This window comes from Amycolatopsis sp. PS_44_ISF1, from assembly GCF_032335455.1.
GTDB lineage: Bacteria > Actinomycetota > Actinomycetes > Mycobacteriales > Pseudonocardiaceae > Amycolatopsis.
Genome location: NZ_JANUXO010000001.1, coordinates 916,718 through 936,248 on the forward strand (window position 1 = coordinate 916,718; position 19,531 = coordinate 936,248).

Genomic DNA, 19,531 nt, shown 5'->3' on the forward strand with positions numbered 1-19,531 from the left:
CCTCAAGCGGCGGTCGACGTCGCTTCGCGCAGCACCAGCCGGGCGGCGATCTGGTTCGGGGTGGGCAGCTCGTGCAGTTCGGCCGAGAGCTTCCGGGTGCCCTCGTCCAGGGAACCGGCCAGGACGGCGGCCACTCTCCCGGTCAGGAGCTCCTCGAAACCGTCGCCGGGGAGGACGAAATCGGCCGCACCGGCCGCGGCGAGCTGACGGGCGTTGAGGATCAGGTCCGCGCGCTGGGGCACGACGACCTGGGGCACCCCGGCGGCGACCGCCGTCAGGAGCGTGCCGAGGCCGCCCTGGGAGACCACCGCGTCGCAGGTCGGCAGCAGCGCGTGGAACGGCAGTCCCCGCACCACCCGCACGTTCGGCGCGACCGCCTTGATCCGGTCCCCTTCGGCCGCCGGCACCGCGGCCAGCACCTCGGCCCCGAGCCCGGCGAGGGCTTCGACGACCCGGCCGGTGACCACGAGCTCCTGGTCGAACCGGCCGTTCGACACGCCCCAGGTGACGCAGATCCGCGGGCCGCGCCGCGGTTCGGTCAGCCAGCCGGGCAGCTTCCCGGGACCGTTGTAGGGCACGTACCGCATCGGCAGCCGGTGCACCTCGGGCACCCCGGGGACCGGCCCGCCCGCCGTTACCTGCACGCTCGGCGGGCACGGGTCGACGGTGGCCGCGCCCAGCGGCTCCACCCCCGGCAGGTCCCACCGGGCGCACAGCTCCGCCAGTGCTTCGTCCTCGAACTCGCGGGTGAGGCAGGCGTAGTCGATCCCCCAGGTGTGCCGGAGGGCGGGCACACCGAGCAGGCGTGCCACGATCGGCCCGGCGTACGTCGTCGCCTCGAACACCACCAGGTCCGGCCGCCAGGCGCGGGCGAAGTCGTGGAGCCCGCCGGTCATCGCCTCGGCCGCCGCGACCCCGAGCCAGCAGTTGCGCGGACCGAACCGGCGCAGCTGCGCCCATTCCACGAGCTGGGCGTCGTGCCGCCGCGCGCGCTGCACGTACTGCCCCATCATCGCGGCGGTTTCGACGTCGGCGCCGACCGCCACCACGGGCAGCCCGGTGCGCCGCACTTCGGGCACCAGCCCCGGCTGGGTCGCCACGACCACCTCGTGCCCCGCCGCGCGCAACGACCACGCCAGCGGCACCATCGGGTAGAGGTGGGTGGTCCAGTTCCACAAGGTGAACATCACTCGCACAGGTCGCTCCCCTTCACCCCGGCCAGTTCCGGCAGTCTGGTGACCACTTCGGACAGGGACGGCTGGGCGGCGGCTTCCCCGGCCAGTCCCGCCGCGGCCCGTTCGTGCGAAGCCGAACCGAGCACCCGTTCGACGGCGGCCCGGACGGACTCCGCGGTCGCGGCGTCGAGCGGGACCAGCTCTCCCGCGCCGGCGTCGGCGATCGCCCGGCTGTTGAGCACGTGCTCGCCGAAGTGCGGCACGCACACCTGCGGCACCCCCGCCGTGACGGCCGACGCGACCGCACCGGCGCCCCCCTGGGAGACGATCAGGTCGCAGCGGGGCAGCAGCAGGTGCAGCGGCAGGTTCTCGGCCACCCGGACGTTCGCCGGGAGCGCGCCGAGCCGCGCTCGGTCCCGGGGTGACACCGCGCAGACGACCTCGGCGTCGACCCCGGCGAAGGCGCCCAGCACCCGGTCCACCCCGAACGCGCGCTCGCCGAGCACGTGCGCGATCGTGCCCCAGGTGACGCAGATCCGCTTGCGGCGCTTGGGTTCGAGCACCCAGCGCGGCACCACGCCGGAACCGTTGTAGGGCAGGTGGCGGGCGAAGACCCGGTGCACTTCGTCGCGGCGCTGCACGCTCGGTGGGCACGGGTCCAGCGTCGCCACCCCGAGCACGTCGACCTCGCCGAGGCCGAGTGCGGCCCGGTGCCCGGCCAGCGCCCGCGGCGCGAACCCGGTGAGGTACGAGCTGTAGTCGGCCCCCCAGATCTGGCGCACCGCGGGCACCCCGGCCGCGGCCGCGGCGAGCGGACCGGCGTAGGTGACCGCGTCGAACACCAGGAGGTCGGGTTTCCACCGGCGGACGAGCGCGACCAGGTCGTCCTGCATGACCTTCGCGATGAGCGCGTAGACCGCCAGCGGCTGCTCGCCCGCGGCGCGCGCGGCCGCCCAGTCGGTCAGCTCGCCCGCCGCGGCCTGCTCGGCCAGCGGCGAGGCCCAGTAGTACTTCTCGATGATCGGCAGCACGTCGAAGTCGGCGCCGACCGCCACGGCCGGCAGCCCGCCCCGGGTCACCCCGGGCACCGCGCCGGGCGGCACCGCGACGAGCACTTCGTGCCCGGCGGCCCGCAGGGACCAGGCGATCGGCGTGAGCCAGAAGTAGTGCGTGGGCCAGGCCCACGACGTCAGCAGGACGCGCACGTCAGCCCCCCACCGCGGCGAGCAGCCCGGCGCCGGGGTCGGGCAGCGCGCGCGACTGCTCGCGCAGCGCGGCCGCGGCGGCGGCGAACGACGGGTCGTCCAGGAGCTCGGTGAGCGCGTCCCGGATCTGCCCGGTGCTCGCGCCGGCCGCGCCGACCCGCGCCCCCGCGCCCGCCCGGACCAGCTGGGCCGCGTTCGTCTCCTGGTCCGGGATGAGCGGCAGGCACACCTGCGGCAGTCCGGCGAGCACGGTGGTCAGGGCGCTGCCCGAACCCCCCGGGTGGACCACCAGGTCGCAGTCCGGCAGCACCAGGTTGAGCGGCTGCATCACCACGGTCTGCCAGTTCGGCGGGTACCGCGGGCCGAACGCCTCGGCCCCCGAGGTCGCGAACACGAGGTCGAGCCCGAGGTCGGCGGCGGCGGCGAAGACGAGCTCGGGCAGCGAACCGGCCGCGCCGAACTTCCCGCTGGTCGTCCCCCAGGTCACGCACAGCCGGGGGGCGTCGCCGCGGCCGCGGAGCCCGCGTTCGCAGACCCCGGTGCCGTTGTAGGGCCGGTAAGCCGTCCGCACCGGGGTGTAGTCCACCGGCAGTTGCAGGCCCGGCGGGCACGGGTCGAGCGTCGGAGTGGACCCGCTGACCACGCACGCGCCGGCGCCGAGGCGGTCGTAGAGCTCGGTGAAGGCCGCCTCCTCGAACACCCGCAGCGGGTAGGTGAAGTCGATCCCCCACAGGTGCCGCACCGAAGGCACCCCGAGCGCGGCGGCGACGGCGGGGGCGGCGTAGGTCGTCGGGTCGTGCACGATGACGTCCGGGCGCCAGTCGCGGGCGAACCGGAGCAGGTCGCCGGCCATCGCGTCGGCGACCGGGACGAACAGGTCGAGCGGCGTCCGCCGCTCACGGCGGGGCCGGGCACCGTCCATGAAGGACTTCATCCGCGGCGTGAGGTCGACGTCGGTGCCGACCCGGGCCACCGGCAGCCCCGTGCGGCCGGCCACCGGCGCCAGCGACGGCGGGCAGGCGAGCACCACCTCGTGCCCGGCGAGCCGGAGCCCCCACGCCGTCGGGACCATCGGGAACAGGTGCGAGGGCCAGGCCCACGACACGAACAGCAAGCGCATGCGGTCTCCTCGGCCGGCCACGGCCCTCGGGTGGGTCACGGGGTCACCGGCTGCCCGCCAGCGAAAGCAGCTCGCCGACCGTCTCGTCGAGCGAAGCCTGCGCGGCCACTTCGGACCGCAGCCGCCGGGCGGCCGCGGCGGCCGCCTCGTCGGCGAGGAGCAGGTCCAGCGCGGCCCGTACCGGCTCCGGTTCGTCGTCGGCGACGAGCACGCCCGCGCCGGTGGCGGCCAGCCGTTCGGCCGGCACGACGTCCGAGAAGTACTCGGGCACCACGACCTGCGGGACCCCGGCGCTCACCCCGGTCATCATGGTTCCGGCGCCCCCACGGGAGATCATCGCCGCGCAGCCCGGGAGCACCAGGTGCAGCGGCAGGTTCTCGACCACGCGGACCCCGGCGGGCCGGTCCTCGCCGAGCCGCAGGGCGCCCGGCACCGCGACCACGAGGTCGAGGTCCGGCCGGGCGATCGCGGCGACGAGCTCCCGCATCCGCCCGGCCCCGGCCGCCCATTCCCCCGGCCCCTTGAACCGGGGCGAGACACCCCAGGTGAGCAGCACCCGGGGCCGCCGCGGCTCGGTCCACAGCCAGTCCGGCACGGCGCCGGTCCCGTTGTAGGGCACGTACCTCGTGCGCAGCACCCGGCCGGGCACGTCGACCTGCAACGACGGCGGGCACGGGTCCACGGTCAGCGTGCCGGCCGAGTCGAAGCCGTCGATCCCGAGCTGCCGGCACAGCTCGGCGAAGGCCACGCCTTCGAAGGCCCGGGCCGGGGAGTGGAAGTCGATCCCCCACAGCACCCGCACGTGGGGCAGGCCGAGTTTGGTGGCCACCAAGGGCGCGGCGTAGGTCGTCGGTTCGTAGAGCACCAGGTCGGGGGCCCAGCCGCGGCAGAGCGCTTCGAGGTCGCCGGCCATGTCCTCGGCGAGCGCGACCGACAGGCCGAGCCGCTTCCCGTTGCCGCGGGCCGGGGCCGGACCGGGACCCGGCCGGATCGGGCGCGTGGCGTGGGCCACCAGCGCGGTGTGGTCAGCGCGGCCGCCCACCGACACCGCGGGCAGCCCCGCGCCGAGCACCGCGCCGGCCAGCCGGGGCTGCGTGGCGAACCGGACGTCGTGGCCCGCCGCGCGGAAGGCCCACCCGATCGGGACCAGCGGCCGCACGTGCGACGGCCAAGCCCACGAGACCAGCAGCACCCGCACGCCGGTTCACCTCCGCCCCGTCCCCGATCCGGCCACGACCCGGCCGACGTGGCCGTGGCCGCGGCCGGATCGGCGGCGATCGACCCAGTAGTCCGGTCACCGTCGCGAGACCGGGTGGAGTCCGGGTCCAGGATCGGTGGGCCGGAAGCGGGTTCGAGCCGTTCCCGAGGCGGGGAAGGGACCCTGCGGGCATGCGCATTCTGTTCTGCACGTGGGCGTGGCCGACGCACTACCAGCCCATGGTGACCCTGGGTTGGGCTTTCCGCGCCGCGGGCCACGACGTCCGGATCGCGAGCCAGCCGTCCCTCGGGCCGGTCATCCGGGCTTCCGGGCTGCCCGCGGTGGCCGTCGGGCGGGACGAGGAGATCGAACCGGTGGTGGCGGGCCTGCTGGCGGTGGACCCCCGGGTGCGCGGCTCGGGCCGGGAGTCCCGCACGGTGTCCGCCTACGCCGGGATCGCCGGGAAGATGGCCGGCCCGCTGCGGGCGCTGATGCGGTCCTGGCGACCGGATCTGGTGGTGTTCGAGGAAAGCACCTACGCCGCGGCCCTGGTCGCGGCCGCGCTGGGCATCCCCGCCGTGCGCCACCTGTGGGGCGTGGACATCCTCTCCTACGTCCGGTCCTTCGAACCCGCCGCGCTCTCGGCGACCGCGGCCGGCCTCGGACTGTCCACAGTGGATGTTTCGGGCGCGGTGACGGTGGACCACTGCCCGCCCGCCCTGCAGGTGCCCGGCGACTTCCCCCGCCGTCCCATGCGGTACGTCCCGTTCAACGGCGCGACCGTGCTGCCCGCGTGGGCGGCCCGGCCGCGGACCCGGCCGCGGATCTGCGTCACCTACGGCACGACCAGCTCCCAGCTCGCGTTCTACGAATGCGTCGTCGACCGGCTCGTCCACGCGGCGGCGGCCCTGCCGGTCGAGGTGGTGGCCACGGTGGCCGGGGACGACCTGGCCGCGCTCGGCCGGGTGCCGGACAACGTCCGGATCGTCGAGCGGATCCCGCTGCACACCCTGCTGCCCAGCTGCGACCTGCTGATCTCGCAGGCCGGTCCGAGCACCGCGCTGACCGCGGTGTCCTGCGGGACACCCCAGCTGATGATCCCGCAGCTACCGGACCAGCGGCTCATCTCGACCCTGGTGGCGGCGGCCGGGGCGGGGACCAAGCTGGAGCTCGGCGAGGCGGACCCCGACGCGATCCGGACCGCAGCGGCCACGATCCTCGGCGACGTCGCCTACCGCGAGGCCGCGGCCGCGCTGGCGCGGGAGAGCCGCGCCCAGCCCAGCCCGGCCGAGGTCGTCGAAGGGCTCGTCGCCCTGGCGGCCTGAAGCACCCGGCGTCGCAGGGCACCTTCCGCCCGGTTCCGGGGGAAGGTGCCCTGCGGTCGCACGGGGCCGGCTCAGCCCACCACCGCCCGCTGGAACGCCCGCAGCCCGAACCAGCCCACACCGGCCGTGCCGCCCAGGAGCACCACCAGCACCACCCAGGCCGACAGGTGCGGCACGTCCGGGGTCAGCGCCGCCCGCAGCGCCTCGCTCAGGTACACCACCGGGTTGGCCAGGACCGCGATCTGCAACCAGCGCACCGAGCCCAGCGCCGCCCACGGGTAGTACACGCAGCCGAGCATCATCAGCGGGATCATGATGATGCTGAACAGCACGTTCACCTGGGCGGCTTCCACCACCGAGCCGAGCAGCAGGCCGAGGGCGGCGGAGAACACCGAGCCGAGCAGCAGCATCAGCACCAGCAGCGGCCAGTGCGCGTAGGACAGGTCCGGGGCCCGGCCCGGCGCGTGCAGGAACGTCACGATCGGCAGCACCAGCACCGCCGCGAACAGCGACTGCACCGCGCCGCTGACGACCCGCTCCACCCCCACCGCCCACACCGGGACCGGGGTGAGCAGCCGGTCCTGGATGGACTTGGGGTAGGAGAGCTCGGTGATCAGCGGCACGGTCACGCCGAGCAACCCGGCGAACAGCATCGAGTTGGCGAGGATGCCCGGGGCCAGCACGGTGCCCGAGGTCCCGCCGATCCCCCCGGAGATCGAGGGCAGCACGTAGGAGAACACGAACACCGTCAGCAGCGGCTGCACCAGCACCCGCCCGAGCAGCCCACCGAGCTGCTTGCGGAACACGACGTGGACGTCCCGCGCGAGGAAGGCGAGGAACACCCGGGCCGGGGACACCGCCGGCGTCCTGAACGTGGTCATGCCCGGTACGCCCTTCCGGTCAGGGTGAGGAACGCGCTTTCCAGGCTGGGCCGGGCCGTGCTCACGTCCAGCAGCCGGCGGCCCGCCGCGGCGCCCAGGGAGACCAGTTCCGCGATCAGCCCGTCGGTCGCCGCGGTGGACACCCGCACCGAGGCGTCGTCCCGCACCACCGGCAGCGGGCCGAAGTCGATTTCGGCCACCGGCCCGTCGTAGGTCGCCGTCACCACCGAAACCCCGCCCGCGGAAGCGATCAGCGCCGACACCTCGTCGCACACGAGCACCCGCCCGCCGTCGATGATCGCCGCCCGGCGGCAGAACCGCTCGGCCTCCTCGATGTTGTGCGTGGTGAGCACGATGGTCTGGCCCGAGGCGTGCAGCTCGCCGAGCACGTCCCAGACGTTGACCCGGCTGTGCGGATCGATGCCCGCGGTGGGTTCGTCGAGGAACAGGATCTCCGGACGCTGCACCAGCGCCCGCGCGATCATCATCCGGCGCAGCTGCCCGCCGGAGAGCTGGTAGAACAGCGCGCCCCGGCGGTCGCCGAGGCCGAACTGCTCCAGCAGCTCGTCCGCGCGCCGCCGCGCCGCCGCACGGGTGCCGCCCCAGTACCGGGCCCGGTAGCGCAGGTTCTCCTCGACGGTCAGCTCCCGGTCGACGGAGTTGGTCTGGCTCACCAGGCTGATCCGCCGGCGCACCTGGACCGGCTCGCGCGCGGTGTCGAAACCGGCGATGCGCACGCGGCCGGAGGTGGGCCGCACCAGCGTCGTCAGCATGCCGATCGTGGTCGACTTCCCGGCGCCGTTCGGGCCGAGCAGACCGAAGAACTCCCCGGCGCGGACGTCGAGGTCGATCCCGGCAACCGCCTCGACCGGGCCCCGTTTCGCCGGGTAGACCTTCCGCAGCCCGGTCGCCGTCACGACGGACTCCGTCCGCCCGGCCACGACGGGCCGGGCGGGGGTTCGCAGTCCCGCCATCACACGGGCTTGCGCAGCACGAGGGACTGGCTCATCACCGGGTACATCCCGGAGACCAGCACCTCCGGCAGCGACTTCACCACGTGCTCGAAGTCGAACTCCGGGGTGCCGAGCAGTTCCCGCGGGTCGCCGGCCGCCAGCTCCAGCCCGCTCGCCTCGATCAGCGCGCCGACGTCCTGGTTGATGCCCCACATGTTCTTCTCCAGCACGCCGAACGGCCGGAGGTCGAGGAAGGCGTCCACCGTCAGGACCAGCTTGCCGCCCGGCTTCAGCAGCCGCGTGCTCGCCCGCACGATGTCGGCCCCCTCGGCGAGGTCCACGTGCTCCAGGACGGACAGGCACAGCACCCGGTCGAACGACTCCGGCTCGAGGTCCGCGTCCTGCAGCCGGTCCGCGACCAGCTCCACGTCGGTCCCGAAGGTGGTGTTGAGCAGCTGGTGCTCGCGCGGCGACAGCGGCAGGTAGCCCGGGTCGGTCCAGACGTTGTAGTCCTCGCGGGCCGACGGGTCGACGTTGACCACCGAGCAGCCTTCGAGCGCGGCGACGAACTGCAGGCCGCTCAGCCCGCTGCCGACGTCGAGCACCCGCAGGCCCGGGGCGAACTCCGCGACGGCGAACGCCCACGGGTACTCGTGCACCCGCGTGCCGCTCGCGTACTGGAAGGCGAACGGGCCGTAGTCCGGGTTCGCCGGATCGGCCAGCGCCTCCAGCGGCCGCTGCATCGGCCGCTTGCCCTCGGCGAGCCGCCGCGCGGACCGGTGTCCGTAGGGCGCGCCCCACTTCTCGTTCCAGGTCTCGAACTCGGCGGGAAGATCCTTGCGTGCCAGCATGGTGCACCTCTCAGACGGGGGCGGGCTCGCGTGCGGCCAGACGTTCCAGCACCGGCACGATCTCGGTCGGCGCGGGCTGGGCGTTGGCCTCGTCGGCCAGCCGCCGGGCGTCGGCGCGCCACTGGGGGTTCTCGAGCAGGTCGGTGACCAGCCCGCGGACGGTGTCGGGACCGGCGTCCTCGGGCAGCAGCACCGCGGCCGCCCCGGTCGGCGCCAGCTGGTTGGCCACGAACGCCTGGTCGGGGAACTGCGGCACGATGAGCTGCGGGACGCCGTTGACGACCCCGGTCATCGTGGTGCCGTTGCCGCCCTGGTGGATCATCAGTTCGCAGGTCGGCAGCAGCAGGTGCAGCGGCAGCGCGTCGACCACCCGGATGCCCTCGGGGATCGGGCCGAGGTGTTCGCGGTGCGAGGGCGCGACGGTGACGACGACCTCGGCGTCGATCCCGGCGACCGCCTCCAGCATCTGCCCGGCCAGCACCAGGTTCGGGTTCACCTTGGCCAGGGTGGTGCCCCAGGTGATGCAGACCCGGCGCCGGGACGGCGGCTCCAGCAGCCACGGCGGCACCTCGGCCGGACCGTTGTAGGCGATGTAGCGCATGAGCTGCTTGGGGTAGTCGGTCGGGAGCTGGATGCTCGGCGGGCACGGGTCGACCGTGAGCGTCCCTTGTGGACTGAACTCGGTGACGCCGAAGCGCTCGGCCAGCGGGCGCAGGAGCACCGGCTCGATGTCCCGGCCGCGGTGGGCGATGTCCGGCGCCATCAGCACCCGCACGTTCGGCACCCCGACCGCGGCGGCGGCGATCGGGCCGGCGTAGGTGGTCGGGCCGTGCACGACGAGGTCCGGCTGCCAGGCGCGGGCGAACTCGACCAGTCCGTCGACCATGGTCTCGGCGATGTCGGCGAACATCCGCAGCGCGCGTTCGCCCTTGGGCTTGCGCAGCTGCTTCCACAGCTCCACCGTCGCCGGCGCGTCCCGGTCGAGGTGCATCGTGTCGCGGGTCAGCTGGCTGAAGTCGCAGTCCTCACCGACTTCGACGGCGGGCTGTCCGGACATGGTGATCGCCTCGGCGAGCGCGGGCGGACCGGCCACCCGGATCTCGTGCCCCGCGTTGCGCAGCGCCCAGGCCAGCGGAACCATCGGGTAGTAGTGCGGGGGCCACGCCCACGCGGAGAACAGCACGCGCATTCGCGTACTTCCTTTCTGAGACGCCGGATGGGGCTGAACCTGACAGCCGGGCCTGGGGCACTGCTGGAGGATCGGTCACCTCCCGGCGAGCAACCGCAGCGATCCCACGAGGTCGGCCGGGGCCGGCCGGTCTTCGTTCTCCAGCCGGGCCCGGCGGGCCACCGCGGCGAAACCGTCCCGCTGCACCACGTCGAACACCGCACCGGCGACCGCGGCCGGGCTGAACTCCGCCGCCGCCAGCGCCCGGCCCGCCCCCGCGGCCTCGAGCCGCCGCGCGATCGCCAGGTGGTCCGGTAGCTGCCCGATGGCGACCTGGGGCAGCCCGGCGGCGAGCCCGGTGAGCACGCTGCCGGCGCCGCCCTGGGACACCAGCACGTCGCAGTGCGCGAGGACCTGGTCGAGCGGCGGGTCGACGAACACCGACACGTTGGGCGGCAGCGTGCCGAGCAGCGCGCGCTGCCGCGCCGAGATCGCCAGCACGACGTTGACGTCCAGTTCGGCCACCGCGCGGGCGGTCTCGCCCGCGAGGAAGTACTGCGGGCCGAGCAGTTCCATCGTGTGTCCCCAGGTGACGCAGACCCGGGGCCGCGGGGCCGGGCCCAGGATCACCTCGGCCCGCTCCGGACCCGAGCACGGCAGGTAGCGCACCAGCCGCCGGGGCAGGCTGCCCGGCGCGTGCAGGCACGACGGGGTCGGGTCGATCGTGGTGCCGCCGAGCGGGTCGACCGGACCGACCCCGAGCCGTCCCCCGATCGGCTCCAGGAGGGCGGGCAGGAAGCGGGCGGCGCCCGCCACCAGGTCGGGCCCGTAGAGGTGGCGGACCGACGGGATCCCGAGCGCGGCCGCCACCAGCGGTCCGGCGAACGCCGTCGGTTCGGCGACCACCAGGTCGGGCCGCCAGGACTGGGCGAACCGGACGGCGTCGGCGGCCATCTCGCCGGCCAGCCGGGCGAACAGCTTCAGCGCCCGCGGCACCCCGTCGGCCGGTGGCCGCGGCGCGGGCCGGCCCTCGACGGGCAGGACGAACTTCCGGAACTCGGGCAGCACGTCGAGGTCGGGGCCGGCCGCGACCGCGGTCAGCCCGAGCTCGGTGATCGCCGGTCCGAGCCCGGGCTGCCCGAGCACTCTGACCTCGTGCCCGGCTCCGCGCAGCGCCCACGCGAGCGGGGCGACCGGATGCAGGTGGGAGCGCCAGCCCCACATGACGAACAGCACGCGCAGCGGCTTCGGCCGCCGGCCGCCAGTGCTCACGCTTCCTCCCGCAGGTCACGTCCGCGGCGTCCTGGCCCGCGGAAGCGATCGATCATGACCACACCGGACCAAGCCGCCGTCGGGCCGCACTGGATTCGCCGTCCAGCCACCCCCCGCGAGCCGGGGTCGAGCGGGTCTATAGGCGCCACCGAGACACTTCGGCCGCTTCTCGACAACCCGCTCTCGAGCGCAGGGGATACGAAATGGTCGACTCAGCGAGATCGCTCCTGCTGGAGCAGGTCCGCGGCTACCACGACGAACAGCTCCCCGGGCCGGCGAAGTTCGTCCCCGGCGAGACGCCGATCCTGTCCTCGGGCGCGGTGCTGGACGCCGAGGACCGGGTGGCCCTGGTGGCGGCGGCGCTGGACCTCCGGATCGCCTCCGGCGGCCTCGCGGCGAAGTTCGAGTCGTCGTTCGCCCGGACCCTCCAGCGGCGCAAGGCGCTGCTGACCAACTCGGGCTCCTCGGCGAACCTGCTGGCGATCAGCGCGCTGTGCGCCCCCCAGCTCGGCGACGCCCGGCTCCGGCCCGGGGACGAGGTGATCACCGTCGCGGCCGGGTTCCCGACCACGGTGAACCCGATCCTGCAACACGGCCTGGTGCCGGTGTTCGTCGACATCGAGCTGGGCACCTACAACACGACGGCCGAACGGGTCGAGGCCGCGTTCTCGCCGCGCACCCGGGCGATCATGATCGCGCACACCCTCGGCAACCCCTTCCCGGTCGCGGAGATCGCCGAGCTCGCCGAGCGCCACGACTGCTACCTGATCGAGGACAACTGCGACGCCGTCGGCTCGACCTACGCCGGGCGGCCGACCGGGACGTTCGGCCAGTTCGCCACCGTGTCCTTCTACCCGGCGCACCACCTGACCATGGGCGAGGGCGGCTGCCTGCTGACCTCGGACCTGAAACTGGCCCGGCTGGCCAGGTCCCTGCGCGACTGGGGCCGCGACTGCTGGTGCGAGCCCGGCGAGGACGACCGCTGCCTCAAGCGGTTCGGCTTCTCCCTGGGCACGCTGCCCCCCGGTTACGACCACAAGTACGTGTTCTCCCAGCTCGGGTACAACCTCAAGAGCACGGACCTGCAGGCCGCGCTGGGGCTGAGCCAGCTGGCGAAGCTGCCCGCCTTCGTCGAGGCGAGGAAGCAGAACTGGCGGCAGTTGCGAGACGGCCTGGACGGCCTGCCCGGTTTCCTGCTGCCCGAGCCGACCCCGGGCAGCGACCCGAGCTGGTTCGGGTTCGTGATCACGGTGCGGCCCGACGCGGGCTTCACCGCCGGCCAGGTCATCGCCCACCTGGAGGGCCACGCGATCCGGACGCGGCGGCTGTTCGCCGGCAACCTCACCCGGCACCCGGCCTACCTCGACCGGCCCCACCGCATCTCCGGCGAGCTGACCAACAGCGACGTCGCCGCCGAGCAGACGTTCTGGATCGGCGTGTACCCGGGCATCACCCCGGAAATGATCGAGTTCGTCATCGGCACGCTCAAGGAGTTCGTCGCCACGCACTGATCGCACCACCCCCGGCGCCTCTCGGAACACCGCGGTGTTCCGAGAGGCGCTTTTCGTTTTTCACCACGGAGAGAAAACTTAAGATAGAATTGATATTCGCAGCAATGGCCTCACCTGAACACTCCCAGTGCATTTCCCTTCGCCACTCACCACCCGGCCGATATTCGGATAAATCGGATCTATCGGTGATCGAGGTTGAATGCGCGCGAACCCGCCAGGAGCCTTTCGTCGCTGCTCACCGGGCTGCCCCGGGACCCGGCGCCGATCATCGGACGCCCCCCGACCACCGCTTGGGCCTCCTCGGGAAATCTTGACACCGCCACAAGTGCGGAATAGTGTCAACCCCACGGTGCAAGAGCACGATATCTGGGGTGGGTGCCGCCTTTTGCGCCAAACTGGGGATGTAGATCGGCTATTTCGCCGTCGCGCGCGACAGTCCATTCACCATCCGCGGTTCGCCCGTTCTTATGCCTACCGCTGGGGGAAGTCATGAGATTCAATACCCTGGGCACCTTCGAGGTGACCCATGAAGACCGCGTGCTCACACCGACCGCGCCGAAGCAGCGCAGCGTCCTGGCGCTGCTCGTCCTCTGCCACGGCGGCCTGGTGCCGGTGACCTCGCTGATCGAGGAGATCTGGCCGGAGAACCCGCCGGCGAGCGCGCTGACCACGTTGCAGACCTACATCTACCAACTGCGCAAGCTGTTCTGCGCCGCGGGCAACAGCCACGACGGCGTGCTCGTCACCAAGCCGCTCGGCTACCTGGCCCGGATCGCCCCGGGCAGCGTCGACTCCGACGAGTTCGACCAGATCGCCGGCGACGCCAAGCACGCGCTGGAGACGGCCGACCCGCTCCGCGCCTCGCAACTGCTCCACCGGGCGACCGCGCTGTGGCGGGGTGACGCCCTGTGCGATGTCCAACGTGGACCGCTGCTCGACGCGCACGCCGCGAAGCTCAACGAGGCCCTGCTGCAGGCGCTGGCCATGCGGGTCGAGGCCGACCTGCAGATCGGGCGGCACCACGAGCTGGTCGGCGAACTGCGCGGGCTGATCGCGAAGTACCCGCTGCACGAGGACCTGTACGCGAAGCTGATGCTCGCGCTGTACCGCTGCGACCGGCGGTCGCAGGCGCTGCAGGTCTACCACGAGGTCCGGCGCTGCCTCGACGACGAGCTGGGCATCGACCCGTCGCCGACCCTGCAGCGGCTGCACCAGAACGTCCTGTCGGACTCCCCCTCGCTGCGCCGGGTGGCCCCGGCGGTGCGCGCGGGGGCCGCGGCGGCCCCGGGGCCGAACCTCGTCCAGGCGCAGTTGCCCGCCGACCTGTCGGACTTCACCGGCCGGACCGCCGAGCTGGCCGAGCTGGACCGGCTCCTCACCCCCGAGGGGGCGGCCGGACGGACGTTCGCGGTGACCGGGATGACCGGGGTGGGCAAGACGGTGCTCGCGGTGCGGGCCGCGCACGCGGCGCGGTCCCGGTTCCCGGACGGCCAGCTGTTCGCCGAGTTCGACCGGTTCACCGAGCCGGCCGAGGTGCTCGGCGGGTTCCTCACCGACCTGGGCGTGCGCGCGGCGGACCTGCCCGAGGGCGAGGCCGAGCGGGCCAAGCTCTTCCGCACCAGGACCGCCGGCGGCTGCGGGCTGATCCTGCTCGACGGCGTCTCGTCGGCCGCGCAGGTCCGGCCCCTGCTGCCCGGTGGTCACTGGGTGGTGCTGGCCACCGGCCGCCGGCTCACCGGCTCGCTGCCGGGGGTGGTGCCGATGCGGCTGGAGCCGATGTCCACCGAGGACGGGGTCACGCTCATGTCCAAAGTGGTCACTTCCCGCAACATCCTGCACGAGCGCGGCACGGTGGCCGCGGTGGTCCACCGCTGCGGCGGCCTCCCGGTGGCCCTGCGCGCACTGGGCGAGCGCCTGTCGGTCAACCGCCACTGGCCGGTGACCAAGCTGGCGGCCCGCGTCACCGACCACGACGGTCTCCGCCCGGAGCTGCAGGCCGCGGGCGTCGACCTGGACGGCCCGTTCCGCGAGGACCTGGCCGCCCTCGAACCGCGGGACCGGCTGGTCCTGGCCCGGCTGTGCGAGTCCGGATTGGACTGCTTCACCGCGAAGAACGCGGTCGCGGTGGTCGAGGTGAGCGAACGCGAGGCCGAGGACGCCCTCGACCGGCTGGTGGCCGCGAACATGCTGCGGGTTCGCGGGCCGGCCGACGGTCCGGAGTTCCACTACTGCCTGCCGCCGCTGTTCATGGACTTCTTCGACCGGGCCGAGCGGCCGTCGGGCCTGCTGCAGATGGTCGCCCCCATCCCACGAGAAGCGGAGGCGGGGCTCGCCGTCCCCGGCTGAACCGCGGTCACCCGGGCCCGGCCGGGCGGTCCTCGACGGGCCGCTCGGCCGGGCCCGGTGCTTCGAGGATTCCCGCTGCGGCAACGCAAATCCCGCTCCGGCATTTACGCCGGATCCTGATCCACTGGGGGCCGCCTCCCGGGCGGCCACCCGGGCTCACCGCGTCAGGGATTCCAGCCGCCGCACCAGTTCCACCGGAGCCGGACGTGCGCGGTTCTCCGCCGCGACACCCGCCGCCCGCCGGGCGTAACCCGCGTCGCCGAGCACCTCGAGCGCCGCCGAGGCGACCGCCTCCGGGGTCAGCTCCGCCGCCGGGAGCAGAACGCCCGCACCCGCCGCCGCCACCCGGCCCGCGTGGGTCAGCTGGTCCCCCTTGAACGGGACCACCACCTGCGGCACCCCGCAGGCCGCCGCGGTGAGGGTCGTGCCCGCGCCGCCCTGGTGCACCACCAGCGCGCACCCGGGCAGGATCGTGTGCAGCGGCACCGATTCCAGCACCCGGACGCCGGCGGGCAGCTCACCCAGCAGCTCCCGCTGGCCGCGCGCGACCGCGACGACCACCTCCACCTCGACCCGCCCGAGACCCGCCAGCGCCACCCGGACCGGGTCCAGGTGGCCCGCGGTGCCGCCGAACGAGGCGCCCCAGGTCAGGCCCACCCGGGCCCGGCCGGACGGGCCCGCGAGGGCGGGGAGCAGGGCCGAGCCGTTGTAGGGGATGGTCCGCAGCGGCCACGACGCCGCCGGGGTCTCGAGCTGCAGGGCCGCCGGGCAGGGGTCGATGGTCACCGTGCCCACCGGGTCCGGCTCGCCGAGACCCCACTCGTCCCACAGCGGGGCCAGCAACGGCCACTCCGCCGCGCGCTCGGCGTAGGTGTGGTCGACCCCGTAGAGCACCCGCGCCGACGGGATGCCCGCCACCGCGGCCGCGACCGGGCCCGCGTACTCCCGCGGATCGAACAGGACGACGTCCGCCCAGTCACGGGCGAGCGCCACCAGCGCGGCGGCCCGGCCCTGCGCGGTCAGCCGGAACATCCGCATGGTCCGGGCGGTGCGGTCGCCGGCGCGGGGGTCGAACCCCGCCCAGGCCACCGTTGCGTCGACGTCCTCGCCCCGGGGCAGCACCGGGAGCCCGGTCCGGCCCGCGGCGGTCGCGAACGACGGCGCCGCCGCCACCCGGACCTCGTGCCCGGCGGTCCGCAGCGCCCAGGCCAGCGGCACCATCGGGTAGAGGTGGGAGACGGCGGGATAACTGCTCACCAGTATTCGCATGTCCACTCCGGAGACAGGAAGGGCGGGCCGGTCACGACGCGTCGAGGACTTCGACCGCGCCGGTCGTCCCGTCCACGGTGACGAGCTGGCCGTCGTGCAGGACCTCGGTCGCGTTGCCGGTGGCCACCACCGCCGGGATGCCGTGCTCGCGCGCGAGGATCGACGGGTGCGAGAGCAGCCCGCCGGTGTCGGTGACCAGCGCGCCGATGCCGCCGAAGAGCACCGACCACTGGGGGGTGGTCTCCGGGCAGACCAGCACGTCGCCGGGGCGCAGCTTCGCGAACTCGCGTTCGCTGATCACCACGCGCACGACGCCGGTGTACCGGCCCGCCGACGCCGCCGTGCCGCGCAGCAGCCGGTCCCCCGCCGACGCCCGGTGCCCGGCGCCCAGCTCGGACACCGAGTCGATCCACAGCATCGGCTCCAGCACGCCGCGGTCGGCCGGGCTGAGCTCGGCCAGCACCGGCTCGCGGTCGGGTCCGGCCTGGTGCTCGCCGTAGGTCAGCGGGCCGAGGTGGGCCTGCGACCACGCCTGCTGTCCCGCGCGCAGCCGCACCAGCTCGTGCTGCGCCGCGCCGTCGGTGAAGGCGGCCCGCGCCTCGTCCAAGGTGAGCAGGAAGACGTCGTCGACCGCGGTCAGCCACCCGCTCGAAACCAGGCGGGCGGCCAGTTCCCGGAGAGCGTACCGGACCTGCGCCCAGGCGACGTGCGCCTCGAAACCGGTGTCGTCGCGCAACGGGAACGCCCGCTGCGCACGGACCAGCGCGCGGTCGAACCGGGCGAGATCCGCTCCGGACAGCTTCGCGCGGGCTTTCGCGACGGTCTCCTCGCGCTCGGCGACCGCTGCCACCGACGCGGCCGCCGGGTCGGTGCCTGCGTCGAGCTGGTCCGAGATCAGGCTCAGCACCAGCCGGGGCTGCTCCGCCAGCGACGGCTCGGCGAGGTCCGCGCCGAGGCAGCGCTGGCCGTACTCGACGAGGTAGGTCTCGAACGCTTCGGCGAAGTCGCCGGCCGGCTCGCGGAGCACGCCGGGGTCGCGCGCGGCGAGGCGGGCCAGGCGGGCCAGCTCACGCGCGGGTTCGGCCGCCTTGCCCGGGAGCCCGGTCAGCATCGGCAGGATCCCGGCGGCGTCCCAGCCGAGCCGGTCCCGGCAGACGACGCCCAGCTCGCCCCAGACCATGCTGGACACCCCGCCGACGAGGAAGTGCAGCCGCTGCGCCTCGTGGGCCAGCTCGACCCGCCGGTCCAGCTCCGCGACCAGCTCCGGACCGGACAGCGCGCCGAGCGCCACCGCCCGGACTTCGGCCACGGCGGCGCGCAGGCCCGGGAGCCATTCGGCGTACCAGCGGTCGACGATCTCGCCGGGCCGGTCGGCCCGGGCGGCCTCGACCACCTTCCGGGCCCGCGCGCGCACCTCCGCCACCGAGGCCAGCGGCACGATCCGCACGTAGGACCAGCCGCCGAGGTTCAGCACCTCGACCCGCTCGCCGAACGCGTAGGTGAACAGGTTCGAGCTGGTCCGGTTGACCGCCCGGATCAGGGTCGAGGTGTTCATCGGCGACAGCGGCTTGAGCGTGTAACCGCCGCGGAGCCAGAACCCCGGCGGCACCTCGAACTCCACCGGCACCGGCGCCGGGCCGGCGGCGGGCAGGGCCGTGATCGGGCGCGCCTGCAGCAGGACGACTTCGCCGGTCCACGCCCATTCGATGTCCTGCGGCGAACCGGCTTCCGCCGCCACCCGCCGCGCCAGCTCGGCCACGCGGGCGGCCTGCTCCGCGCTCAGCACCCGGTGCGGACCGCGGACCAGGACGGGCGCGTCGCCCACCGCCCACTCGTCCGGCGCGACGCGGCCGGAGACCAGCTCATCGCCGAGCCCCGGCACCGCGTCGACGCGGACCGTGTCACGCGCACCGGTGACCGGGTCGGCGCTGAACGCCACCCCGGCGGCGACGGCCGGGACCAGGGGCTGGACCAACACGGCCAGCCCCGGCCGGTCCGCGCCACCGCGGTATTCGCGCAGCCGGGCCCCGTCGGCCGAGCGCCAGCAGGTGCGCACGGCCTCGACCAGGGCGTCGAAACCGGACACCCCGAGCACGGTCTCGTACTGACCGGCGTGGGAGCGCTCGTCGCCGTCCTCGGCGACACCGGAAGACCGCACCGCCAGCGCGACGGCACCGAAGTGGTCCGCCACGAACCGCAGCGCGGCCAGCACGCCGGCCGAGAGCTCCCCCGCTTCGAACGCGGCGACGGTGAGCACCAGCCCCGGCGGCACCGGGAACCCGGCTTGGCGCAGCTCGGCCAGCCGGGCGGCCTTGCGCCCGGCCTCGGCCACCTCGAGGCCCGGCTCGTCCAGCGACCGGACGAGTGCGGGCTGGGTGAGCGTCACGCGGGGCCTCCCGGGGTGTCGATGAGGACCGCCGCGTCGGCGTCGCCCGCACCGGCCTCGACCACGGCCTGGTAGGCCCGCGCGGCCGCCGTCAGCACCGGCGTCGCGACCCCCGCTTCGGCCGCCGCCCCGGTGCCCAGCCTCAGGTCCTTCGCCATCAGCGCCGACCGGAACGCGGCCGGCTCGTACCGGCGCGACCGCATGAGGTCCGCCCGGAACGACAGCACCTTCGAGCTGAAGCCGCTGGCGCCGATCGCCGTCAGCAACCGGTCGCGGTCGAGTCCCGCCGCCACGCCGTAGTTCACGGCCTCGGCCAGCGCCGCGACCTGGCCGCCCAGCAGGAGGTTGAACACCAGCTTCGTGGTGGCCGCGTTGCCGACCGGGCCGAGGTAGGACACCTCCCGGCCGATCGCCGCCAGCACGTCGCCGGCCGACTCGACCGCCGGCCGGGCCCCGGCGGCGAGCACCCGCAGCTGCCCGGACGCGGCCTGCGCCGGGTTGCCCAGCACGCACGCCTCGATCCGGGTGACGCCCGCGCTCGCGAGCCGGGCGGTCAGCGCCCGGGAGTACTCCGCCGAAACCGTCGACGTGTCCACGATGACCAGCCCGGCCCGGAGCGCGGGCCCGGCCGCGGCCAGCACCGCGTCCACCGCCGGCTCGTCGGCCAGGCTCAGCAGCACGCGGTCGGCGCCGGCCACCGCGGCCTCGGCCGAGGCGGCGAGTTCGGCGCCCCGCTCGAGCAGCGGTGCCGCCTTCCCGGCGGTGCGGTTGTGCACCAGCACCCGGTACCCGTGGCCGAGCAGGCTCGTCGCCAGGCCCGAGCCCATCACGCCGAGGCCGAGAACGGCGATCGTCTTGGTCTCCACCGGCC

The 19,531-nt window shown here is 74.4% G+C and carries 15 protein-coding genes; 3 read left to right on the forward strand and 12 right to left on the reverse strand.

All coding sequences use genetic code 11. The annotated features are described in order from the left end of the window. Positions 1 to 2: 2 nt before the first annotated feature. The 4 genes from NYF13_RS04020 to NYF13_RS04035 are packed head-to-tail and all read right to left on the reverse strand — an operon-like array spanning position 3 to position 4,698. The gene (locus tag NYF13_RS04020) at positions 3 to 1,187 is read right to left on the reverse strand and encodes a nucleotide disphospho-sugar-binding domain-containing protein (RefSeq protein WP_315657192.1); all 1,185 of its coding nucleotides are present in this window, start codon (positions 1,185 to 1,187) and stop codon (positions 3 to 5) included. Next, positions 1,187 to 2,380: a nucleotide disphospho-sugar-binding domain-containing protein gene (locus tag NYF13_RS04025; protein WP_315654231.1), complete on the reverse strand. Its 1,194-nt coding sequence runs from the start codon at positions 2,378 to 2,380 to the stop codon at positions 1,187 to 1,189. Before NYF13_RS04025 ends, NYF13_RS04020 begins: the two co-directional genes overlap by 1 nt. A 1-nt stretch (position 2,381) precedes the next feature. Further along, positions 2,382 to 3,500: a glycosyltransferase gene (locus NYF13_RS04030; protein ID WP_315654232.1), complete on the reverse strand. Its 1,119-nt coding sequence runs from the start codon at positions 3,498 to 3,500 to the stop codon at positions 2,382 to 2,384. Positions 3,501 to 3,543: 43 nt separating this feature from the next. Next, positions 3,544 to 4,698, reverse strand: coding sequence for a nucleotide disphospho-sugar-binding domain-containing protein (locus NYF13_RS04035; RefSeq protein WP_315654233.1), 1,155 nt, complete (start codon positions 4,696 to 4,698; stop codon positions 3,544 to 3,546). Positions 4,699 to 4,889: 191 nt separating this feature from the next. On the opposite strand from NYF13_RS04035, the gene NYF13_RS04040 reads away from it, so the two are divergent. Continuing rightward, a complete protein-coding gene (locus NYF13_RS04040; protein WP_315654234.1) occupies positions 4,890 to 6,023 on the forward strand; it encodes a glycosyltransferase in 1,134 nt (377 codons plus the stop codon). A 71-nt stretch (positions 6,024 to 6,094) separates the two neighbouring features. On the opposite strand, the gene NYF13_RS04045 is transcribed toward NYF13_RS04040, so the two are convergent. The 5 genes from NYF13_RS04045 to NYF13_RS04065 all read right to left on the reverse strand — a co-directional run bounded on the left by NYF13_RS04045 (position 6,095) and on the right by NYF13_RS04065 (position 11,148). Continuing rightward, on the reverse strand, positions 6,095 to 6,904 hold the full coding sequence (locus tag NYF13_RS04045) for an ABC transporter permease (RefSeq protein ID WP_315654235.1): 810 nt from the start codon (positions 6,902 to 6,904) through the stop codon (positions 6,095 to 6,097). Further along, complete coding sequence (locus tag NYF13_RS04050; RefSeq protein WP_315654236.1) at positions 6,901 to 7,821, reverse strand: ABC transporter ATP-binding protein; 921 nt, start codon at positions 7,819 to 7,821, stop codon at positions 6,901 to 6,903. Before NYF13_RS04050 ends, NYF13_RS04045 begins: the two co-directional genes overlap by 4 nt. A 56-nt stretch (positions 7,822 to 7,877) precedes the next feature. Further along, positions 7,878 to 8,708, reverse strand: a complete 831-nt coding sequence (locus NYF13_RS04055; RefSeq protein ID WP_315654237.1) for a methyltransferase domain-containing protein — start codon at positions 8,706 to 8,708, stop codon at positions 7,878 to 7,880. Between the two features lie 10 nt (positions 8,709 to 8,718). Beyond that, on the reverse strand, positions 8,719 to 9,897 hold the full coding sequence (locus NYF13_RS04060) for a nucleotide disphospho-sugar-binding domain-containing protein (RefSeq protein ID WP_315654238.1): 1,179 nt from the start codon (positions 9,895 to 9,897) through the stop codon (positions 8,719 to 8,721). A 75-nt stretch (positions 9,898 to 9,972) separates the two neighbouring features. Next, positions 9,973 to 11,148 (reverse strand): nucleotide disphospho-sugar-binding domain-containing protein, encoded by a 1,176-nt coding sequence (locus NYF13_RS04065; RefSeq protein ID WP_315654239.1) that lies wholly within the window; start codon positions 11,146 to 11,148, stop codon positions 9,973 to 9,975. A gap of 203 nt (positions 11,149 to 11,351) precedes the next feature. On the opposite strand from NYF13_RS04065, the gene rfbH reads away from it, so the two are divergent. Together rfbH and NYF13_RS04075 are read left to right on the forward strand one after the other, a co-directional pair. After that, positions 11,352 to 12,659 (forward strand): lipopolysaccharide biosynthesis protein RfbH, encoded by a 1,308-nt coding sequence (rfbH, locus tag NYF13_RS04070; protein ID WP_315654240.1) that lies wholly within the window; start codon positions 11,352 to 11,354, stop codon positions 12,657 to 12,659. Between the two features lie 489 nt (positions 12,660 to 13,148). Continuing rightward, complete coding sequence (locus tag NYF13_RS04075) at positions 13,149 to 15,005, forward strand: BTAD domain-containing putative transcriptional regulator (RefSeq protein ID WP_315654241.1); 1,857 nt, start codon at positions 13,149 to 13,151, stop codon at positions 15,003 to 15,005. Positions 15,006 to 15,161: 156 nt separating this feature from the next. On the opposite strand, the gene NYF13_RS04080 is transcribed toward NYF13_RS04075, so the two are convergent. The 3 genes from NYF13_RS04080 to NYF13_RS04090 are packed head-to-tail and all read right to left on the reverse strand — an operon-like array spanning position 15,162 to position 19,526. Beyond that, positions 15,162 to 16,274, reverse strand: coding sequence for a nucleotide disphospho-sugar-binding domain-containing protein (locus tag NYF13_RS04080; RefSeq protein WP_315654242.1), 1,113 nt, complete (start codon positions 16,272 to 16,274; stop codon positions 15,162 to 15,164). A 31-nt stretch (positions 16,275 to 16,305) separates the two neighbouring features. Next, positions 16,306 to 18,660 carry a PEP/pyruvate-binding domain-containing protein gene (locus NYF13_RS04085; protein ID WP_315654243.1) on the reverse strand — a complete coding sequence of 785 codons (2,355 nt, stop codon included), beginning with the start codon at positions 18,658 to 18,660 and terminating at the stop codon, positions 16,306 to 16,308. Next, positions 18,657 to 19,526, reverse strand: a complete 870-nt coding sequence (locus tag NYF13_RS04090; RefSeq protein ID WP_315654245.1) for an NAD(P)-dependent oxidoreductase — start codon at positions 19,524 to 19,526, stop codon at positions 18,657 to 18,659. The genes NYF13_RS04085 and NYF13_RS04090 overlap by 4 nt, the downstream gene beginning before the upstream one ends. Positions 19,527 to 19,531 lie beyond the last annotated feature (5 nt).

What these genes read in the sequence shown, in the direction of transcription:
- NYF13_RS04055 (WP_315654237.1), bottom strand. Translation starts at nt 8,708, where the DNA reads ATGCTGGCACGCAAGGATCTTCCCGCCGAGTTCGAGACCTGGAACGAG.
- NYF13_RS04040 (WP_315654234.1), top strand. Translation starts at nt 4,890, where the DNA reads ATGCGCATTCTGTTCTGCACGTGGGCGTGGCCGACGCACTACCAGCCC.
- NYF13_RS04075 (WP_315654241.1), top strand. Translation starts at nt 13,149, where the DNA reads ATGAGATTCAATACCCTGGGCACCTTCGAGGTGACCCATGAAGACCGC.
- NYF13_RS04060 (WP_315654238.1), bottom strand. Translation starts at nt 9,897, where the DNA reads ATGCGCGTGCTGTTCTCCGCGTGGGCGTGGCCCCCGCACTACTACCCG.
- NYF13_RS04080 (WP_315654242.1), bottom strand. Translation starts at nt 16,274, where the DNA reads ATGCGAATACTGGTGAGCAGTTATCCCGCCGTCTCCCACCTCTACCCG.
- NYF13_RS04020 (WP_315657192.1), bottom strand. Translation starts at nt 1,187, where the DNA reads ATGTTCACCTTGTGGAACTGGACCACCCACCTCTACCCGATGGTGCCG.
- rfbH (WP_315654240.1), top strand. Translation starts at nt 11,352, where the DNA reads ATGGTCGACTCAGCGAGATCGCTCCTGCTGGAGCAGGTCCGCGGCTAC.
- NYF13_RS04030 (WP_315654232.1), bottom strand. Translation starts at nt 3,500, where the DNA reads ATGCGCTTGCTGTTCGTGTCGTGGGCCTGGCCCTCGCACCTGTTCCCG.
- NYF13_RS04045 (WP_315654235.1), bottom strand. Translation starts at nt 6,904, where the DNA reads ATGACCACGTTCAGGACGCCGGCGGTGTCCCCGGCCCGGGTGTTCCTC.